Annotated in this window: 17 protein-coding genes; 13 read left to right on the top strand and 4 right to left on the bottom strand. The window is 46.3% G+C overall.

The annotated features are described in order from the left end of the window. Window positions 1-47 precede the first annotated feature (47 nt). From BLCOC_RS01695 to BLCOC_RS01710, 4 genes are all read left to right on the top strand, one after another. Window positions 48-728 (top strand): response regulator transcription factor, encoded by a 681-nt coding sequence (locus BLCOC_RS01695; RefSeq protein WP_029470789.1) that lies wholly within the window; start codon window positions 48-50, stop codon window positions 726-728. Further along, complete coding sequence (locus BLCOC_RS01700) at window positions 725-1,639, top strand: sensor histidine kinase (RefSeq protein WP_115624170.1); 915 nt, start codon at window positions 725-727, stop codon at window positions 1,637-1,639. Before BLCOC_RS01695 ends, BLCOC_RS01700 begins: the two co-directional genes overlap by 4 nt. A 162-nt stretch (window positions 1,640-1,801) precedes the next feature. Further along, complete coding sequence (locus BLCOC_RS01705) at window positions 1,802-2,479, top strand: ABC transporter ATP-binding protein (RefSeq protein WP_018594700.1); 678 nt, start codon at window positions 1,802-1,804, stop codon at window positions 2,477-2,479. After that, window positions 2,476-5,034, top strand: a complete 2,559-nt coding sequence (locus tag BLCOC_RS01710) for an ABC transporter permease (RefSeq protein ID WP_115624171.1) — start codon at window positions 2,476-2,478, stop codon at window positions 5,032-5,034. Before BLCOC_RS01705 ends, BLCOC_RS01710 begins: the two co-directional genes overlap by 4 nt. 87 nt (window positions 5,035-5,121) lie before the next feature. Here BLCOC_RS01710 and BLCOC_RS01715 read toward each other — a convergent pair whose 3' ends face one another. Next, window positions 5,122-6,414, bottom strand: a complete 1,293-nt coding sequence (locus BLCOC_RS01715; protein ID WP_115624172.1) for an ATP-binding protein — start codon at window positions 6,412-6,414, stop codon at window positions 5,122-5,124. A 70-nt stretch (window positions 6,415-6,484) separates the two neighbouring features. Further along, a complete protein-coding gene (locus BLCOC_RS01720) occupies window positions 6,485-7,186 on the bottom strand; it encodes a LytR/AlgR family response regulator transcription factor (RefSeq protein WP_115624173.1) in 702 nt (233 codons plus the stop codon). Window positions 7,187-7,440: 254 nt separating this feature from the next. On the opposite strand from BLCOC_RS01720, the gene BLCOC_RS01725 reads away from it, so the two are divergent. From BLCOC_RS01725 to BLCOC_RS01750, 6 genes are all read left to right on the top strand, one after another. Next, a complete protein-coding gene (locus BLCOC_RS01725; protein ID WP_018594695.1) occupies window positions 7,441-8,196 on the top strand; it encodes an ABC transporter ATP-binding protein in 756 nt (251 codons plus the stop codon). Then, entirely contained in the window at window positions 8,183-10,255 is a 2,073-nt protein-coding gene (locus BLCOC_RS01730; protein ID WP_115624174.1) for an FtsX-like permease family protein, read from the top strand. Before BLCOC_RS01725 ends, BLCOC_RS01730 begins: the two co-directional genes overlap by 14 nt. A 365-nt stretch (window positions 10,256-10,620) precedes the next feature. After that, complete coding sequence (locus BLCOC_RS01735) at window positions 10,621-11,097, top strand: RNA polymerase sigma factor (protein ID WP_018594694.1); 477 nt, start codon at window positions 10,621-10,623, stop codon at window positions 11,095-11,097. A gap of 4 nt (window positions 11,098-11,101) precedes the next feature. Beyond that, window positions 11,102-12,061, top strand: a complete 960-nt coding sequence (locus BLCOC_RS01740; protein ID WP_115624175.1) for a zf-HC2 domain-containing protein — start codon at window positions 11,102-11,104, stop codon at window positions 12,059-12,061. A 286-nt stretch (window positions 12,062-12,347) separates the two neighbouring features. Further along, window positions 12,348-12,644, top strand: a complete 297-nt coding sequence (locus tag BLCOC_RS01745; RefSeq protein ID WP_018594691.1) for a hypothetical protein — start codon at window positions 12,348-12,350, stop codon at window positions 12,642-12,644. Window positions 12,645-12,674: 30 nt separating this feature from the next. Further along, window positions 12,675-13,262 carry a DNA-3-methyladenine glycosylase I gene (locus BLCOC_RS01750; RefSeq protein ID WP_115624176.1) on the top strand — a complete coding sequence of 196 codons (588 nt, stop codon included), beginning with the start codon at window positions 12,675-12,677 and terminating at the stop codon, window positions 13,260-13,262. A gap of 236 nt (window positions 13,263-13,498) precedes the next feature. On the opposite strand, the gene BLCOC_RS01755 is transcribed toward BLCOC_RS01750, so the two are convergent. Both BLCOC_RS01755 and BLCOC_RS01760 read right to left on the bottom strand, forming a co-directional pair. After that, window positions 13,499-14,815 (bottom strand): sensor histidine kinase, encoded by a 1,317-nt coding sequence (locus BLCOC_RS01755; protein WP_115624177.1) that lies wholly within the window; start codon window positions 14,813-14,815, stop codon window positions 13,499-13,501. Next, window positions 14,809-15,489 (bottom strand): response regulator transcription factor, encoded by a 681-nt coding sequence (locus BLCOC_RS01760; protein WP_029470777.1) that lies wholly within the window; start codon window positions 15,487-15,489, stop codon window positions 14,809-14,811. Before BLCOC_RS01760 ends, BLCOC_RS01755 begins: the two co-directional genes overlap by 7 nt. 369 nt (window positions 15,490-15,858) lie before the next feature. Here BLCOC_RS01760 and BLCOC_RS01765 point away from each other — a divergent pair, with 369 nt between their 5' ends. Genes BLCOC_RS01765 through BLCOC_RS01775 form a run of 3 tightly spaced genes read left to right on the top strand, consistent with a single transcriptional unit; the run spans window position 15,859 to window position 19,784 of the window. Next, entirely contained in the window at window positions 15,859-18,114 is a 2,256-nt protein-coding gene (locus BLCOC_RS01765) for an ABC transporter substrate-binding protein (RefSeq protein ID WP_115624178.1), read from the top strand. Further along, window positions 18,080-18,946, top strand: coding sequence for a carbohydrate ABC transporter permease (locus tag BLCOC_RS01770; protein WP_115624179.1), 867 nt, complete (start codon window positions 18,080-18,082; stop codon window positions 18,944-18,946). The genes BLCOC_RS01765 and BLCOC_RS01770 overlap by 35 nt, the downstream gene beginning before the upstream one ends. Beyond that, entirely contained in the window at window positions 18,921-19,784 is an 864-nt protein-coding gene (locus BLCOC_RS01775) for a carbohydrate ABC transporter permease (RefSeq protein ID WP_115624180.1), read from the top strand. The genes BLCOC_RS01770 and BLCOC_RS01775 overlap by 26 nt, the downstream gene beginning before the upstream one ends. Window position 19,785: the final 1 nt, after the last annotated feature.

Here is a 19,785-nt window from a genome sequence, read left to right on the forward strand (position 1 = left end):
AGCTGCTGAAACAGCAGGTATTTCAGACAAGAGAGGAGTAAGGCAGCTTGAAATATATTCTGATATTAGAAGATGATGGGGATTTGGCAGCAGGTATGGAGATGGCCCTCATGGGCGATGATTTTGTCTTCACGGTCTGCGGAAGTATAAAAGAGGCGGAAGAAAGGCTGCGCCAACAGGCTTTTGACCTGCTCATATTAGATGTGAACCTGCCGGATGGCAGCGGTTTTGAGTTGTGCCGGAAAATAAGGAAGAACAGCAAAGTATCTATCATCCTGCTTACGGCTAGGGATATGGAGCTGGATATTGTACGGGGATTGGAATGCGGTGCAGATGATTATATCACAAAACCATTTTCTGCTATGGTTCTGCGGGCAAGGATACGTGCCCTGCTTCGCAGAACAGCTCCGGAACAGGAGGCTGACTATGCTCAGGGACCATTTCGTTTTCGGTTTGCAGCCATGGAATTTTTGAAAGACGGGGTATCCATAGATTTAAGCAGAACAGAGCAGCGTATTTTGTATCTCTTGGTTTTTAATCCGGGACAGATACTGACCCGGGAACGTCTGATGGAATGGGTATGGCCGGACGGAACAGAGTATGTGGAAGACAATGCCCTTTCTGTGGGAATCCGCCGCCTCAGGGATAAGCTGGAGGACAGCCCTTCCAAGCCAAAGCATATAAGGACGGTTTATGGAAAAGGGTACCAGTGGGAGAATGACTTATGAGCGGATTACTAGTATTTGCCATTGTTCTGGCATGCGCTGCACTTGCGGGGGCTGCCGGCTTTGCCTTTTGGTATCAAAGACGTATCAGAAGACAGATGGACACTGTTTTAGAGAGGCTTGACCGGGCAATCGGAGGTACCATACAGGAGAACACTTATGATGAGTCCATAGAGTCCGCCGTCACACAGAGGCTCAATCAACTGGTAGAGATGTCCAGGCTGAACTGCGACCGGGCGGATAAGGAAAGAAATCTGGTGAAAGCGCTGATTTCGGATATTTCCCATCAGGTGCGTACTCCTTTGACTAATATTATGCTCTACGCAGGACTTCTGGAGGAACAGGAGCTTTCTGAAAATGCAGGAGAAATGGCATCCCGGATTCACAGGCAGGCGGATAAACTGGATTTTTTTATGAAAGAATTGGTGCGCTCCTCTTATCTGGAGACGGATATGATCACGGTACATGTGGAGAAATCTTCTGTTGACGAGTTGATAGCCAGAGCGTGCCAGGCTGTAGAGATGCAGGCATTGAAAAAGGAGATCGTCATAGAAGCGGCACCTTCTTCAGAGCAGGCGTTTTTTGATATGAAATGGACAGTGGAAGCACTGGTAAACCTTCTGGACAATGCAGTGAAATATTCGCCGGTGGGGTCTGTTGTGCGTATTTGTGCAATCCCCTATGAATCTTTTCTTTGTATCCGTGTGAAGGATGAGGGAATAGGCATCAGAGAGGAAGAACAGGGGATGATCTTCCGGAGATTTTACCGCTCTCCCAGTGTTTCCGGAGAAAAAGGGTTAGGAATCGGTCTGTACCTTGTGCGGGAAATTATAAAAAAACAGGCCGGCTATGTCAAAGTAAAAGCAGAGCCGGGTGTGGGGGCAGAGCTTTTTGTTTACTTGAGAAGGGATTAAGAATCTGTCAAAAATGTCATATTTGAGAAAGAGTGTGGAAAGGTTTCTCTGTTATATTATAAAGGAATCAAGAGAGCGGCTGTCCAAGAATGCCTTGGATCTAAGGGAAATATCCGGGGATACAGCAGCAGGCTGAACAGCCGCAAAAGGAGGACTTTTCATATGGAAATACTGGTTACAGAGGAACTGAGAAAATATTACCGGCTGGGAGATGCCACAGTCAGGGCGCTGGACGGAATCAACCTAATGGTGGAACAGGGTGAATTTATAGCCATTGTGGGCAGGTCAGGGAGCGGAAAATCCACGCTGCTCCATATGCTTGGCGGCCTGGATGTGCCTACATCGGGAAAAGTGATCGTGGACGGCAGGGATATATCGGGTATGACTAAGGATGAACTGACCATATTCAGACGCAGGAAAATAGGGTTTGTATTCCAGAATTATAATTTGCTCCCCCTGATGAATGTATATGAGAATATTATACTCCCCATTCAGCTCGATGGTTTAAAACCGGACAGGAAGTTTGTGGAACATATTATGGAGATGCTGGGCTTGACAGAGAAGAAGTTCGCCATGCCCAATCAGCTCTCCGGGGGACAGCAGCAGAGAGTGGCACTTGCCAGAGCATTGGCGGCAAAGCCTGCCATTATTTTGGCAGATGAACCCACCGGGAATCTGGACAGCAGTACCAGCCAGGATGTACTGGGACTGATCAAGGTGTCCAGTGAACAGTTAGGGCAGACTGTGGCCATGATCACCCATAATGAGGAGATCGCTCAGATGGCAGGCCGTATCATACGCCTTGAAGATGGTAGAATCTGCGGAGGTGATGCTGTATGATGAAGGTGAACAGTCGGAAAGTCATTACCTCTGTGGCAATGATCACTTACAGAGCCAATAAGAAACGGAATGCCCTCACCGTTTTTGCTGTTATCCTCACTACTTTTTTGATAACAGCAGTGCTGGGGATTGGCATCAGTTACTGGGACGCAGTATCAGAGCGATCCATTCGTATGAATGGGATGGACTATGACATAGAGTTGACAGAGCCTCGTGCAGAGCAGGTGGAGATGGTAGGAAGTATGGATGCTGTGAAGTATGCAGGAGTTGCTGTTAAATGTGCTATCGCAGAAGAATACCAAGACAAATCTCTTGATAAGACAAGGCTTTACTGGGTGGATGATACCTGCTGGGAGAAGCAGTGCATTCCGGCGTATGAATTTTTTAAAGGAAATTACCCGAAAGAGGAGGAGGAACTGGTACTTTCCACTACAGCATTGAAAGACATGGGGATCAAAGATCCGAAAATAGGAATGAAACTGCCTCTTACCTATTATTCTTTAGCGGAAGACCCGGAGAGAACAGATTTGGAAGATGCCGCTCCAGGACAGCAGATTATGACGAAAACCTTTATATTGAGCGGATATTACAGGGACTATTCCGGGAAGCAGTATGGATATGTGTCACAGGCATTTTACAAGACAAGCGGTGTGAGACAGACAGATTTTACCCAGGGCGCACTAAAGATCACCTTAAAGAAATCTCTTTATTCCACAAAAGATATTATGAACATACAGACCTCCCTGAACATGAAGGACAGGCAGGTGCTCATTGCGGATGATCAGATAATACAAAATTTTATTAAAATGGCAGCGGGCCTTGGGGGACTGCTCCTCATGATCCTTATAAGCGGGTATCTTTTTGTTTACAATACGCTGTATATATCGGTGTCCAAAGATATCCGGTATTATGGGCAGCTTAAGACCGTGGGTATGACCTCTGTACAGCTAAAACGGATGGTTTATCTCCAGGCGCTTTGGAATTCCTGTATCGGCATACCGGTGGGAATGGTGCTTGGCGTTTTGGTGTCGGCAGGAATTGTTCCTATGGCAGTAAGATTAATGGACCCTTCCATGTCAGAAATGAAAATTGTCACTGTGCACCCTCTTATTTACATAGGAGCGGCTTTGTTTTCAGCGGCCACGGTAATAGCAGGCTGCCGGAAACCTGCCATTATCACAGGCGAATGCTCTCCCATTGAGGCAGTCAGGTATACGGGCCTGACAGAAGGAAGAAAAAAAGAAAAGGAGAGGGAGAAGGGGTTAAAGGACATGGCCCGCAGGAATATGTTCCGGGACAGGAAACAGGCAGTTGTGATCCTTGGATCTTTTTTCGTGGTGCTGACCGTATTTCTCTGTGTCAACGCAGTGGTCAGGGGAAATGATGCTAAAAATATTCTGAATCAGATCAGTTCATGTGATATTACAGTTAAAAACCAGACAACTCTGGAGGAGAAGCTCCCTCTTATTACAAAAGAGAAGCTGGAAGAGATCCGTGCTATAAAGGGTGTGAAGGAGATAAGGCCTGTGACCACGGCACAGATGATCGTGCCATACCAGGAGGAGCTGTTGGGCGCATATTATAAAAGGCTGTATCAGACCAGATATTCGCCTGGGGATTATGAGAAGGATATGGCAGAATATAAAAAGGACGCCTATACACAGAACGATTTATTCGACGGACGATTTGTGGGGATCAGTCTGAAGGAATTCCGGAAGATAGAGGAAATCCTGGGGAAAGATTTAGATGAGGAGGCTTTTGAAAAGGGAGAAATAGCTGTGACAGAACCTTACTGGGTATCAGCGGAGGAGATGGAAGGAAAAGAACTTCGTTTTATCCTTCCGGACAGCCAGGAGCCGGAAAAGGAGCATAGGATAACCATTGCGGCAGCAGGAAAGAGCAGGATGGAGGGAGGGCGTGCCATCGATCCGTCATCCTTTGCAGGAGGCTATTCCCCCAATCTGCTGGTGAGTAATGCTTTGGCAGAGAAACTTATGGGGAATGGGATACTGACGGAACTGGTAAGGGTAGAGTATAAGGAACCGTATGACAGGGACACGGAGAAAGCAGTTAAAAATGTCTTTCGAGGAGAGGAACAGATATCCTTTGAATCTAAATTGTCCAGGTATCAGGAGATGAAGGCATCAGAACAGCAGGTAAAAATCCTGGGAGTGGGGATGGGGGTTATTCTGGCAGTGCTTTCTATCCTCAATTATATTAATATGATGGCAGCAGGAATCCAGAACCGAGCCAGGGAATTTGCTACTCTGGAGAGCCTTGGGATGACCTCAGGACAGGTAAAAAAAGTTTTGATCCAGGAAGGACTTGGCTATGGCATATTGTCAATCTTACTTTCCATGGCAGCGGGACTGCCTCTTAGTTATATGGTCTTTCAAAGTGTAAAAGTATATAATATGGGCTATTCTATGCCGGTCCTTTACAACCTGACCCTGTTTGCAGTCATTATTGCAGTTTGTGTCATAGTTCCGCCTGTTATTTACCGAATGACGCAGAAGGAAACTGTGATCGAGAGACTGCGAAGAGATATGGAATAACAGATTTGGAGATTCCTATTCGTAGGAAAGGCTGCGGGGCAATGGTCCGCAGCCTGTTGAGAACTGCCCGGTATTTTTAAAGGTTTGCTACAGCGCATTCCGGATCAGTATGACTGCTGTGAAGGACGTTTCGTCATAGGTTAGGCTCAGCGTTCCCCCGTATTTCTCAACCGACTTCTGTACATTGGTGAGACCAAGGCCATGTTCTGATTTCTGTTTTTTATCTGAGATATATCTTCCTTTTTCCACAGTAATTTTATTTATCTTTGTATTTTTGATCTCATAACTGAAAAAACCATTTTCGGCTATTCTGGCTTTGACGGAGATGCTTCGCTTTCCCGGCTCAGGTATTTTCAGGCAGGCTTCTATGGCGTTGTCCAGAGTGTTGGCAAATATGGAGCACAGACTGATCTGGTCCATGGCTGTCACCTCCGGCAGGTCGATGTGGAAAAAGCAGTCGATACTGCTGTCTTCCGCTTTGGTGTATTTGGCGTTTAACACGGCATTTAGGACGCTGTTTTTGCAGAAACACCGGTTTTTTGGTGTTATCCGGGATTCTAATTCCTGAAAGTAGATATGGGCAGCCTCTTTATCACCCTGGTCAAACAGATCACGGATAACCAGAAGATGATGGTTCATATCATGGCGGAATCTGCGTATCTCTGTTTGGTTTCTCTCCAGTTCTTCATAATAATCGCGTTGAAGCCTCAGATTGTCCTGCTCCATCTCCCGCTGAAGGGTGTTCACAAAGTATCCTGCCAGATAGAGGCTGCCTATATTGGTTGCCATACAGGCAATGGCACAGGGCCATATTTTATAGGTTTCTTCAGGAGGGTAATAAATGTATACCGTAATGCTCACAAGGGAGGCCAGGCATATGATCCCCAGAAGGATCCAGGTATTCTGACTGTACAGCCGGCTGGCCTGACGGACCCTGTTGAAAAATGTCTTGTAAATAATATACCAGAAAAGAACATGAATGCAGCCGTCCATGATATTGACTGTCATATCTACCAGGTGACTCTTCCCACTGGCAAGCCAGATACTTAAGGAGACATCTGAGGATAAAAAATTCAGTGCAATGATCAGAGGGTAGATGACGGCAGTCACGGAGAACTTGGAGATTACAGAACCTTGAAAGCAAAACAGCATTAACAGCAGAAGCCAGATCAACGCCAGCGTAACGTTGAACATGTCCTTGGGATCAATGACCATGCCGGGGATGAAAATGCTGGATATAAAAATGAGAATATTAAAGTGACGTCCCTGCTTTTTTGGAAGGAGACAGCAGAGCATTCGGCTGAAGAAGACTGAGGTCATTACATACAGGATCATGCTTGCCAGCCGCACTGCATTTTCTATGATGATTTTACTGTCCATGTGTTCTTCCTCCCTGTGTTTTGATCTGTTCTTTTTCAGTGGTAACTATTGGGTCTCCCCCACAACTGCGCTATTTCAGCATAGCACGGGCAAAGGCTGTTTCCAGTTCCTGCCGAAAGGTTCTGCTGATTGGAAAAGAGTGTGCGCCCAGTATGCAGCGGTCCTTTTCCAGAGTAGTCACATAATTCAGATTTACAATATACCGGTTATGGGTCCGTATAAAGCAGGTGGGAAGTTCCCGGTATATCTCATCTATCTTACCGTAAAAATCAATAGTCTCTTCCTTCAAAAGGGCCAGTACCTTCCTGCGGTCACTTGAAAAGGCAATTGTCTGCGTGAGGGGAATGCGGATGATTCTTGCCTTTTGCTCTATCACAAAATACTGTTCTTTAGACAACTCCAGTTCATTCAAGGCCTGGTTCAGAACCTCTTGTATTTTTTCTTTTCTATAAGGTTTCAGAATATAATGAAAGGCATGGACTTCATAGCCCTGGAAAACGAAATCAGGATATGCAGTCACAAATATGATAATGCCTTTCATCCCCTTTTTTCGCAGCAGTTTTGCTGTCTCAATGCCGTCTAGGTTTTTCATTTCAATATCTAAAAAAAGAATGTCCGTATCCAGATAAGAGATTCCGGCAGTGAGTTCCTCACCGGATCCATATTCAGATATCTGATGATCCGTTCCCCGGAGCTGTAAGACCTGTTCCAGTATCTGTCTGAGCGTTTTTCTCATCTGTTGTTCATCATCACAGATTCCTATTTTGATCATGTTGACCCACTCCTTTGAAATCCTAAGCTGCTGTGTAAATCTTTTGTTCTGTCTATCTGCATTTTACAGGATGCCGGCGCGGTTGTCGATTCTTTCTGCGAACTTTACAAAATCAATGTCAAACTTTACAAGGAGTCAAATGCAGTCTTTTCTCTTTTGTATTACCATTTATGGTGTAAATATATAACGTCATCTGTCCGTAACCGCAGAGATGCTGAATGGGACAAAGCGTTTATCAGCGAAAGGAGAATATTATGCTGCAGGTAGAACATTTATCAAAGAGTTACAGAACCGGGAACCAGGTGTATCCCGTTCTCCGGGATATATCAATTGACGTGGAGAGAGGGGAATTTGTGGCTGTCATGGGGCCTTCCGGCAGTGGAAAGACTACCCTCCTCAACTGTATTTCAAGATTTGTTCCCTTTGATGAGGGGGCAGTTCTTCTTGGAGGACAGGATATATCTGCGCTTAGGGAGGAGGAACTGGCAGAGGTCAGAAACAGGAAGATGGGATTTGTGTTCCAGGATTTTATGCTGCTTGACGGTCTCACTGTGTTTGAGAACATCTGTCTTCCCCAGATAATTGATGAGCGGCCTGTGGCTCAGATGGAGTCCAAGGCAGAGAATATCTGTCAGATCTTTGGCATTGATAAGATCATGCAGAAGTATCCCGCTGAGATATCCGGCGGCGAAAAACAGAGGACTGCAGTGGCAAGGGCACTTATGAACCACCCTCTGGTGATCCTGGCAGATGAGCCTACGGGAAATCTGGACAGCAAATCCTGCAGGGCGGTGATCGACGCGTTTCTGAAAGCCAGGGATACTATGCAGGCAACTATATTTATGGTAACACATGACAGCTATGCAGCCTCATTCTGCGACAGAGTGATAGTCCTGAAGGACGGGCAGGTGAATGGGATTTTGGAAAATAAGGGCAGCAGGAAAGCATTTATGGATGAGCTTCTGGACACGATCCGGGTACTGGGAGGGGATTCTAATGACAATGAATAAAATTATGGGAAAACTGCGGCGTAAAAATAAGAACCAGTACACCCTTTTAGGAATATGTATGTTTCTTTCTGTGCTGCTGGTGACGTCCTTTACACTTATGTATTTTTCTCCCACGGTACAGGAACTTCTGCCCCAGGGGGGAGATACAAGAAAGTTATCGTGGCTCATGATGGGAGTTACGTTTTTGGGATGTACGGTATTTACCTTCTATGGGACGAACCTGTTTTTCAGGAATAAAAGCAGGGAGATTGGCGTACTTTTGGCATTGGGTGAGCGAAAGGGAAAACTCGGAGGATGCCTTGCCCTGGAAGTGGCGGCAGTGATCATAAAATACGCAGTCTTCGGGATTGTTCTGGCGGTGCCTGTTTCTTACCTTATATGGAAAGGGTTTGAGTCACTTATTATTACTTCAGTGGGGATGAAATACCGGGTGGGTGCAGCGGGACTGGCAGTCGGTATTGTATTTGCCCTTTTCCTGGTCATCTGTATCTTTTTTCTGGGGATACGTTTTATCCGGCGGGTCAATATTATAGAGATATTGAATGAACAGAGAAAGACAGAGATGGTAAGGGAGGTAAAGTCATGGACAGGAAAAGTCGGGGTTTTACTTATACTTACAGGACTTGTGCTGGCTATGGCAGTACCTGCAGTCTGCATGAGAGTATTTTTGTTCGTTATGCCCTCATTTTGGAATGTCACTTATGGTATCAGTGCTGTGGGTCTTTATCTTTTTATGCTGAGCGCAGTGGGGCGCACAGGCAGAGGGAAAAATCCTGAGAAGTATTATAAAAATATTGTTTCCGCTGATCTGATGCGTTTTACAGCTAGGCAGACCACGAAAAATATGTGTGTGATCACACTGCTGGTCTTCGTGCTCCTTTTGTCGGCATTCTGGGGAGCAATGTATTACCGTTCTGCTTATGCAGGGGGAGAAGGGGCGCCATACGATTATTCCATGCATTATCCTTCCGAGGAAAAGCAGATCACAAGGGAAGAAATATTCAGCCTTGCCCAAAAGTATCAAGTGCAGATAGAGGAATACGAGGAGGCTGAGGCAGTTGTGCTGCCGGTGGATTATAAAATGCGTGATTTGACGGACAGTGGAAAATATGTGGATTTAAATTCCAGAAAATTGGCTTCTTTTGTGTCGGCCTCTGATTTTTCCAGGATCGCGGGGCGGGAGATTGTGCTAGAACCGGGAGAATATAAAACAATTGTTTCCAGCGGATATCATCCCACCATATGGGTAAAGCCCGACTGTCTGCTGGCAGTGGATAACAGAAAACTGATTTATCAGGGAACAGAGGAGTTTGATAATCTGACAGAGACCAGTGATCCTTTTGCCTTTATCCTTTCCGATGAGGATTACCGGAGCTTTAAGGAGACAGCAGCAGGATCCGACAGAGAAAAACTGGTTTTCTTTTGTACAGAGGATGTAAATAACACATACGATTTTGCCGTAGAGCTGAAAAAGGAATACATTGACCATGCGGGGGAGCTTTCCGATCATCTTGCACTATATGATGCATATGAGGAGGCTTGTGCCGTGAAAGATGGGAGGGAATATGATTACAGTGGAAAAGCAGGACTTTCAGAAGATAACCCGGAGCTGATGAGTGACTGGAAATATGCCCCTTTTTTCAAAGTGCTGACAAAGGCTGATGCCATGCAGATGGTGGCTGTGTTTGTGCTTCTGAGTGTGTACATTGCAGTGATCTCTCTGGCCGCTGTGGGCGTTATGACTTATGTGAGGAGTGTGACCATTGCAATGGACAACAGGCAGCTTTTCGCCGACCTGGGGAAACTGGGGGCGAACAGAGCTTATATAGAAAGAGTCATATGCAGACAGCTTCGCAGAATTTTCACGTATCCAACTGCGGCGGGGAGTATTATCGTGCTGGTGTTTTCCATGCTGTTAATCTATTTCAATGACATGCATCTGGACGCGGCCGAACTGCGGTTATTTGTCATGGAACTGGGACTGATTCTGGGTGTGGCGGTGTTTATGTATGTTATGTACAGGGTGTCCCTGCGCCGAATGGAGAAGATTGTATTTTAACCGGTTATCACCTGGTATTGGGAGAGGAGTCTGTACAGTTCTGAAGTAAAAATAGAATAAAATGCTGCATAAGAATTGCAGGGTAAAAAGTGCTTTGTATCAAAAGATACAAGGTACTTTTTACGTGCGCAAAGTATGATATAATCTAAAAAGAAAAATTGTAACTGTTCATACCTTTACAGTTACGAGCAAAAATCCATGCAAATTGCCTTTTTCCATGGGATTTTTGCCTGGCTGCTGAACGTTTTCTTACGGTCAGCGCAGTAAATGCGCAGACCTGCTGAATAGTTACGAAAAATTTCACATTTTCTGTGTAACGAATATTCCGTTTCCCGGATATATGAGTAAAGAGAGGTGAGGAAAAGATGTTAGACATGGATGTTATATACAGGGAATATGCAGACTCGGTATTTCGTTTTCTGATGACCCTGTGCCGTGAGGAGTGTACTGCAGAGGAGCTGACTCAGGAAACTTTTTATCAGGCAGTGCGCTCAGCCCATAAGTATGACGGGACCTGCAAAGTGTCTACCTGGCTCTGTCAGATCGCAAAGCATCTGTGGTATCAGGAACTGGACAAGAGAAAGAGGAAGGGCACATCCATGCTGGAGGAAAGTATGGTTTCCCACAAGGCCGGGCCGGAGGATGAGCTTTGTATCAGAGAAGAGAAAATGGATGTGTTTAAAAAAGTTCATATATTGGACGAGAATGCAAAGGAAGTGATGCTTCTGCGCATAACAGGTGCGTTTTCCTTCAAAGAAATAGGAGAGATATTCGGTAAAAATGAAAACTGGGCCCGTGTGACTTTTTACAGGGCAAAGCAGAAAATTGTGAAAGGAAGGTAAGGCTATGAAGTGTGAAATTATCAGGGATTTGCTCCCGAGCTATGTGGACGGACTCACCAGCGGGGAGAGTGACAGGGCGATAGAGGAACATCTGAGGGACTGCGGGGACTGCAGGGAGTATCTGGAGGAGATGAAACAGGAAGTGCAGAAGCCGGAGATGATCCAGGCAAACAAGAAAGCGATCAGGCCCTTTAAGAAAATAAAAAAGGCCATCTGGAAGGCTGTGGGGCTGACAGTTCTCATATGCGCGCTTATCTTCGGAGGCCTCAGTGTCTATTATGGAAAGAGCTGGAACGTGAAATCCGGTGATGTAAAGATTTCCAAGGAATTTGTGGGTAAGATCGTGACAATTCGTTTTGTCCCGAAGGATAAAAATATACGTCTCTACGCAGAGGCAGAATCCCAGGACACCAATGTGATAACAGTCAGGGCCACCCGGGTGAATCCGCTGAATAAGCCAATCCACAGAAATGCATACTGCGGCTACACTTTTGTGGATGAAGAGACAGTTCTCACACCGGAGGGAAAGAAAGAACAGATTGCAGAGGGGGATGTTCTGAAGATACAGTACGGGGATAAGGCAGAGGAATATAGTCTGAAAGAACTGGCTGAGGAGGCGTGCAGGGAGAAGCTGGCGTCCTCTGAGAATGTGGAAATGACATATAAAAGGATGGATAATGGCATTGTATCTGTTGATTTTCAGCCCAAACTTGCGGGACTTACCCTGACAGCCGAAAGGAAAGGGGATTATGAAATAGAAATCATAGAGCACTATGACGAGACCGGGAATCTTCCGGACAACAGGGGTGTATCCTGCGGCTATACATTTTTGGACAGCAGTACCCTTCTGGGTGCTGACGGAGAACCGATGGAACTGACAGGGCAGGAAATGCTCACAGTGAAATATAGGGATAAGACAGAGCGGATTTCCTTAAAAAAGCTGGCAGAAGAGAATGCTCAGTAATGTGAAATACCATGGAAAATATCACCGGCGGGGTACTGACGGTGATATTTTTCAGTATATGGGAAGAAATAAACTTGTTTAAATGCTGCATATGTATACATCGTATATATAAAATGTGATAAAATATTTTAATAGAGACAGTTGTGCACAGCCTTTACAGTTACGGGCAAAAACCATGCAAAATCGTTTTTGGCGGGTTTGTCTGATATGCGGATATTTTCGGCGGGAATGATAAATGACGGGTATGCTGAATGGGTGCGAACGAAGTATAGATAGGAGGGATATCATGGATGATAATAAATTTTCATTTGAGGAGGAACAGATACATCTTCTCAGAAAACAATTACTTGTATCAAAAATGATCGCTGTGCTGCTTGGAATCATAGCAATTGTATTGATCATCGTTGGTGTGGTGTTAGTTACAAATTTATCCGGCCTGGTGAACGAAGTGGAGCAGACATTAAAGACGTTAAATGACACTGTTCTTCCCGCATTGGAGAATCTGGATATGGACAGCTTGAATGAAACAATCCAAAGATTGAGTGAAGCGCTCAAGCCGCTTTCCGGCTTGTTGGGTAGATAAGCAGGGAAAGGATAGATAGAAGGAGAAAGTATGAGTGAAAGATGCACCTGGTGTGAGGATAACGGCATGTTACAAAAATACCATGATGAGGAATGGGGAATTCCCCTTCATGATGACAAAAAGCAGTTTGAATTTTTAATGATGGAGGTTATGCAGTGTGGACTGAACTGGAATATGATGCTGAAAAAGCGCCACATTTTCCGCCAGTGTTTTGATGATTTTGATTATAAAAAAATTGCTGCATATGATGACAATAAAATACAGGAGATCATGGAAACACCGGGAATGATCCGTTCTATGAGGAAGATTCAGGCAGTGATCCACAATGCCGGCAGATTCCTGCAGATCATCCAAGAGTTCGGCAGTTTCGATACATATCTGTGGTCCTGGACAGAAGGAAAGGCCCTTATATACAGGAGTCACCAGTATGAAGGGGCAGCGAAAAATGAATTATCCGACGCAGTGAGCACGGATTTAAAGAAAAGAGGTTTTAAATATCTGGGCTCTATCACCGTATATTCTCATCTGCAGGCCTGCGGGATGATAAATGACCATAACCGGGAATGCTTTTTGTACCGTGAGATATGTGACAATTATCCGGTAGAATATAAAGATTGAGGGCTGCGCTGACGGACAATGATTTCGGATGTGCCAGAACAATGCTCCGGGATCAGGGATTCAGAGACCTGCTGTCCAGCCGCTTCAATTGGAAGGCAGCGTTGAAGGTGATGATGTATCTGTCGGCAATGAATGTGAGCTTTTATTTGTTGAAATACATAAAGCGGGCTGCAAAAAACGGGAACCAGCATATCCCAGTGTGCCAAGTATCTGCCGGAAGACAGTTAAGACACACTTCAGGAATTGCCGGTTCCCGTTTTTGTCAGTTCTATCTGGAAACATGCGCCACCGCCAGGAGTATCCACCAGGATCAGACGGCATTTTAACTGATGAGCCAGTTCACTGGCAATGGACAGACCAAGTCCGAAGTGTTCTTTCTTGCTCCGGGAGGGATCTGCTTTGTAAAAGCGTCGGAATACGGCCTCTTTTTGGTCATCCGGGATTCCCGGCCCATGGTCTGTGACGGACAAGATAATATGGCGCCCGGACTGGCAGGCTGCCAGCTCTATTAATTGTTTTTCTCCTGACTGAGGCTTTCCGTAAGTCATGGCATTTTCCAACAGAATGGATAAGAGCTGATATAAATACGCCGAATCAGAGAGAACAGGGGGAAGGATGTCATCCGGCATATGAAGCTGCAGGGAAATCCCCTTCTGCCGGCATACTGTCTCAAAGGATTCAAAGAGTCTGAGCAGCAGGGCATCGGCCTCTACTTCCTCCAGTTTTTTTGTGAGAGTTCCCGAATCTGAGGAGGCCAGAAGCAGCAGGTCACGGATGAGTTTTCCCGCACGGCTGCATTCCCGTCGTATGATTTGTGACATGGGGGCAGTCTGTTCCGGATTCTCTTCTATGACAGAGGCACTGGTCTGGATGACAGACAGGGGAGAACGCAGTTCATGGGAGGCGGCAGATATAAAATCCGTCTGTCTCTGCTGGTATTCTGCAATGGGCTTCATGGCACGTCCAAGGATCAGCCGGGCAGCCAGATAAAGGGCCGCGAATCCGGCCAGATCCAGCAACAAAAAGAAGACTCCAAGCGAAAGACTCTTTTCACCAAGTTCCGTGATATCCTGCAACAGTACCAGAGATTTGTAAACGCTGCCGCCGGGCATCTGGATCACGACTGCCTGGTAGGTATCCCCCTCTTCCCCCCGAATATGCATGACGGAAGTTTTCTGCATAGAGTTGGAAAGCGGAGAGCGGGTGATATCCACATTTTCCTCGAGCGCCTGTTTTTTTGCCTTTTTGATCAGGGTATCACGGTTGGTAGCCGGTTCCCAGGAGCCGGGAAAGAAAAGGGGAGTCCTGTTTTCTTCTATATGAATGATGAGCTTGTTGTCTGCCTCCATTACGGCAAGCCAGTTATCTGAAAAATAGATATCTGCCTCCAGTTTATTGGAGAGTTCCAGCAGATAGTTCTGGAACAGGTTTTCCTGCTGAACCTGATACAGATGGTTCTGGTATATCCAGACGATCAGAAAAATGACAGTCAGGATCAGGCTGGTGGTTCCTGCAAAGAGCAGGGTCAGACGTCTTCGGAAGGTAGTCAGCATGGCGGACACTCCAATCGGTAGCCGATGCCATGCGCGGTTGAGACCCGGACACGGCTTTTCAGTTTTTTCAGTATTTTGCGGAGATAATAAATATAGGTATCCAGATTGCCGTCCTCCACTTCCCCGTCAGGCCCCCATACTCTGGAATACAGCATTTGCCTGGAAATGGTCTGGTCCGGGTTCTGCATAAAATACTCCATCAGCATGGATTCCCTGCGGGAAAGCTGCTGGGTATTGGGTCCGCAGGTCAGCTTCAGTGTTGTGGTATTGTATACCAGGTCGCCGTATTCCATATTTTGGTGGTCCTCAATAGGCTGGGGGCGCCGTATCAGTGCTCGGATACGGGCCATCAGTTCTTCAATGTCGTATGGCTTTACAATATAGTCATCAGCTCCGCAGTCCAACCCGGCAATCCTCTCCGGCACCGCGTCTATGGCGGTTGCCAGGATAACAGGGGTTGTGATCTCATTACTTCTTATGAGTTTTAAAAGAGACAGCCCATCCATCCCCGGCAGCATGCGGTCTAAAATGATCAGATTGTAGACAGGCTGTAGGGCATAATAGAGCGCATCTGTTCCGGTCAGGCAGATATCTGTCTGATATCCCGCTTTTTCTAAGGAAATTTTCAGCACATGGCAAAGTTCCTGGTCATCCTCTATCAATAAAATCCGCATTAATAATAATTCCTTTCCATATTGTGATAATGATTTTTTTATTATCAAAGGTGTTTTGTCTTCCTGCAGTTATTATATAATTACTATTTACGGGCTGCTGTCCCGGGAGGTGATTTCTCAAGGGGACGCTGTGCGATGCGCAGCAAAATCCGGAGTCGGCCGGCACCAAAATTTAATTCATTGCATTTCATACCAAAAGGGTGCAACACACTCCAAAGCGCAGTTCTGCGAATAATAGTATTATTATACCATTCATTTCTCAAAAAAATCTTTAAAAATTCATGGAGTTCTTAAAAGTTTTTTTGAGATTTTCCTGATATGCTGATAGATGAAGGGGCCGGAAGCACCGGCAGAGAGGAGTTATCATAAATGAAATGGAGAAAAATACTGGCCGCAGGGATGGGTCTTGTATTGGCAGCAGGGCTGATATCAGGATGCGGAGGCCAAAAAAAGGAAACAGGTAACGGAAAGAAAGATAATCAGGAAAAGGCCATGGGCCGCTATGTGGAGGAGGACTTAAAGCCGCCTGTACAGGATGGAGAAACCCCTCTGGGCGCATATAAAAAGGATGGAATCCTCTATTTGTATACTTCAGGAGGCAGCCAGGATTCAGATGTAAAATACTATTCTTATCAATATAAGGATGGACAATGGTCAGATGCGCAGGAGGAAACCGCCCTGACTAATGTGGCATCTGATTTTTGGATGAATTATCTGGGGTATGGACAGGACGGAAATGTGTACGCAATGGGGGCACCGATTAACCCAACGGATGAGATACCCTACGGATGGCATATATTTAAAAATACCCAGGGCGGAGATACATGGGAAGATGTCACTCCTGAGAATCTTACAAAGGCTGATAAAAATGGTATTGCTGCAAACATGACGGATGTGGATGCACTGGCGGATGGGAGTTTGTGTGTAGCAAACGGCAGTACAGGACAAGCTGAAATCTATAAAGACGGAGAAAAGGTTTTCTCTGTTGATATGGAACCAATGATGTCAAACTTCCAGAACACCATCAGCGCCTCGCCGAACCGGCTTGCTGTGACGGCAAAGGATGGAAAAAGTGTTACTTTTTATAACACAGACGATTTTTCAAAGGCAGGCAGCGCGTCGCTTACAAAAAAAGGAGAATCCTTTAACCTTACCCCGGGTACCGACGGAACATGGTACTGTCTGACGGGAAGCGGGATCGTACGTTTCCAGGAAACAGGGGATCTTATGGAGACGCTGCTTGACGGCTCCTATGGAAAGATGGGAGCAACGGGAGTCAGCGTTGTGTCATTCTTCTGTGGGGATGATGATGATTTTTATACTTTATATAATGAGTATGACAAAGGCGGTCTGTTCATGGCCCGCTATACTTATAAAAAGGATATGCCGGTTTCAGCGGATGACACCCTTACGGTCTATGGGCTAAAAGAAAATAAGACAGTACAGCAGGCGATCAGCCTGTTCCAGACCCAGAACCCTGATGTAAAGGTGGATTACAGCTATGCAGTGGGAGAACACGAAAAACCAACCTCTGATGATATCCGCAATCTGAACACAGAACTTTTGGGCGGAAACGGGGCCGATGTGCTGATCTTAGACCGTCTGCCTGTGGATTCCTATATAGAAAAAGGTGTTCTGGCGGATATCAGCAGTCTGAGGGATGAACTGGTAAAAGACAGCGGTATGCTGGAGAATGTGGCGGGAGCACTGGAAAGAGACGGCAAGGTTTACGGACTGCCGGCCCGCATCGGGGTACCTGTCATGGCCTCAAAGGATGACACTGACAAGGCACTTGAGAGCATTGAGGCCCTGACCTCTTATCTGCGTGAGAATCCCCAGGTCCAGGTGTTGGGAGACGCTGTACACACCTATGCTGCAGAGACTTTGCTTGCTGTCATGTACCAGGAACTTGTAAAAGATGACGGAAGTATTGATGAAGAGAAGATGGCAGAGTTTATTGATGACTATCTGCAGATCTGCGAAAATATAGATACAAAGCTTCTGGAAGAATCCGTGGGGTATGATCCCGAAGATACAGGGGACCGGAACATATATTTCTCAACAGGCTATTTTAGCAGATATAAAGAAGGGACAGTATCCTTATATGAGCTTCAGGGATACAGCAGTATGATGTACCCTGCCTATAGTATCAATACAGCGGGAATCCAGCCAAAGGCAGTCAACAGCAGCTATGTACCATATACAATAGCAGGGATCAATGCGTCATCCAAACAGCAGGAAACGGCTGAACTGTTTATCAAAGCGCTGATGTCCGACGATGTGCAGGGCAGTGACACACGGGACGGTTATCCTGTTACGGAGAGTGCATTCAGCAATTTGTTGGCATATGCGGATACAGACACAGCACAGAAGGAACAGATAGTCAGCTCCTATAAAGATTTCAAGACAGGGGAAGAAATTATGGAAGAGTATGGGAATGCTGACGGACAGACTCTTCAGATCTATCTGGACTTGATACGCACGCTGGATAAGCCGTTTATTCCCAACCAGACACTGTTTGACACTGTCCTGGAGGAAATGGAGAAATGTTATGAGGGGACCGAGACATCTGCGGAAGCGGCAAAGGCAATTGGACAGAAAATGGACACCTACCTGTCAGAATAAAACAGCATACGCGTTTCTGATGCCCAGCCTGCTGGGGCTGCTGGCATTTGTCCTTCTGCCTTTTGGGGATGTGATACGCCGTTCCTTTTTTCAGGCAGTGGGAGGACTGTTTGTAGGGCTTGATAATTACAGGGAGGTACTGGAAAACAGTGCCTTCCGGCAGGCCCTTGGCAATACGCTGCAGTTTCTCTGCATCTGTCTCCCTTTGCTTTTGAGCCTGTCATTTCTGGCCGCTGTTTTTCTGAACAGTATTACCGGGTTTGCCAGGATACTGCGGGCGGGTTTTCTCCTGCCCATGGCAATTCCTGTGGCATCGGTTGTGGTCTTTTGGAAACTTCTGTTTGACCAGAAGGGCGTAGTCAATCAGATTTTGGAAATGCTGCATCTGACAGGGCAGGATTGGATGAATACGGGGTACGCTTTTTGGATCCTGGTAGGTTCCTACTTATGGAAGAATATGGGGTATGACATTGTGTTGTGGATCGCAGCCCTGTCCGCTATTGGGGAGGAGCAGTATGAGGCAGCCAGAGTCAGCGGTGCCGGTGCATTTCAGTGTTTTCGGTATATTACACTGCCGCAGATGAAAAGCAGTGTTTTCCTCATCGGAGTCCTGTCTTTTGTAAATGCGTTCCGGGTATTCCGGGAGGCATATCTGATTGCGGGGGACTATCCCCATGAAAGTATTTATATGCTGCAGCATTTGTTCAACAACTGGTTTACAAAACTGGACATACAAAAGATGAGTGCTGCGGCAGTTTTAATGGCAATTGCAGTGAGTGTGATCCTGGTGTTGGTAGAATGGTGGAATGAAAGGCAGGAAGATCGTGAATAAGAAAAAGACAGTGCGAACAGCAGTGCTTACCATATTCTGCCTTCTGTTCTGGGTGCCGGTGTTTGTCATGTTCCCCAATTCATTTATGGGGACTGAGGAGCTCCAGGCATCCTACGGCGGGGTATTGGGAGGAGGCACGCAGGCAGTCCGTCTGGAACTGCTTCCGGTCTATCCCACGCTGAAGCCGTATGTGGAGCTGCTGCTGGATTCACCGGATTTCTTTGTTATGTTCTGGAATTCCGTTAAGCAGGTGGTACCTGTTCTGATTGGGCAGGTGCTGATAGGAATGCCGGCAGCGTGGGCGTTTGGAAGGTACCGCTTTCGGGGACGCAGGATATTATTTTTATTATATATGATCTTGATGATCATGCCATTCCAGGTTACCATGGTATCCAGTTATCTGGTACTTTCTGAGCTTTCTCTTATGGATACCCATTTGGCAATCATTCTGCCCGGGATCTTCTCGGCATTTCCCGTATTTATCATGCAGAAGTTCTTCCGCTCCATCCCCGATGCCCTTGTGGAGGCAGCCATGGTGGACGGAGCCGGACAGTTTAAAATATTTCTGCATGTGGGAGTGCCGCTGGGGCTGCCCGGCATTATGGCGTCAGTGCTCCTTAATTTTTTGGAATACTGGAATGCCATTGAGGCACCCATGACATTTCTGAAGACAAAATCAAAACTGCCCCTTTCCCTCTACCTGCCGCAGATCACTACGGATCAGGTGGGGAGTTCCTTTGCGGCGTCCATCGTGATGATGCTGCCGGCAGTGCTTATTTTTTTATGGGGACAGGAGTATTTGGAGCAGGGGATCGTGGCATCAGGATTAAAGGAGTAGT

Source organism: Blautia coccoides, assembly GCF_034355335.1.
In the GTDB taxonomy this organism is placed as follows: Bacteria; Bacillota; Clostridia; order Lachnospirales; family Lachnospiraceae; genus Blautia; species Blautia producta.

Coding starts and splice junctions, on each gene's coding strand:
- BLCOC_RS01700 (WP_115624170.1), top strand. CDS start 725: ATGAGCGGATTACTAGTATTTGCCATTGTTCTGGCATGCGCTGCACTT.
- BLCOC_RS01705 (WP_018594700.1), top strand. CDS start 1,802: ATGGAAATACTGGTTACAGAGGAACTGAGAAAATATTACCGGCTGGGA.
- BLCOC_RS01710 (WP_115624171.1), top strand. CDS start 2,476: ATGATGAAGGTGAACAGTCGGAAAGTCATTACCTCTGTGGCAATGATC.
- BLCOC_RS01715 (WP_115624172.1), bottom strand. CDS start 6,414: ATGGACAGTAAAATCATCATAGAAAATGCAGTGCGGCTGGCAAGCATG.
- BLCOC_RS01720 (WP_115624173.1), bottom strand. CDS start 7,186: ATGATCAAAATAGGAATCTGTGATGATGAACAACAGATGAGAAAAACG.
- BLCOC_RS01725 (WP_018594695.1), top strand. CDS start 7,441: ATGCTGCAGGTAGAACATTTATCAAAGAGTTACAGAACCGGGAACCAG.
- BLCOC_RS01730 (WP_115624174.1), top strand. CDS start 8,183: ATGACAATGAATAAAATTATGGGAAAACTGCGGCGTAAAAATAAGAAC.
- BLCOC_RS01735 (WP_018594694.1), top strand. CDS start 10,621: ATGTTAGACATGGATGTTATATACAGGGAATATGCAGACTCGGTATTT.
- BLCOC_RS01740 (WP_115624175.1), top strand. CDS start 11,102: ATGAAGTGTGAAATTATCAGGGATTTGCTCCCGAGCTATGTGGACGGA.
- BLCOC_RS01745 (WP_018594691.1), top strand. CDS start 12,348: ATGGATGATAATAAATTTTCATTTGAGGAGGAACAGATACATCTTCTC.
- BLCOC_RS01750 (WP_115624176.1), top strand. CDS start 12,675: ATGAGTGAAAGATGCACCTGGTGTGAGGATAACGGCATGTTACAAAAA.
- BLCOC_RS01755 (WP_115624177.1), bottom strand. CDS start 14,815: ATGCTGACTACCTTCCGAAGACGTCTGACCCTGCTCTTTGCAGGAACC.
- BLCOC_RS01760 (WP_029470777.1), bottom strand. CDS start 15,489: ATGCGGATTTTATTGATAGAGGATGACCAGGAACTTTGCCATGTGCTG.
- BLCOC_RS01765 (WP_115624178.1), top strand. CDS start 15,859: ATGAAATGGAGAAAAATACTGGCCGCAGGGATGGGTCTTGTATTGGCA.
- BLCOC_RS01775 (WP_115624180.1), top strand. CDS start 18,921: ATGAAAGGCAGGAAGATCGTGAATAAGAAAAAGACAGTGCGAACAGCA.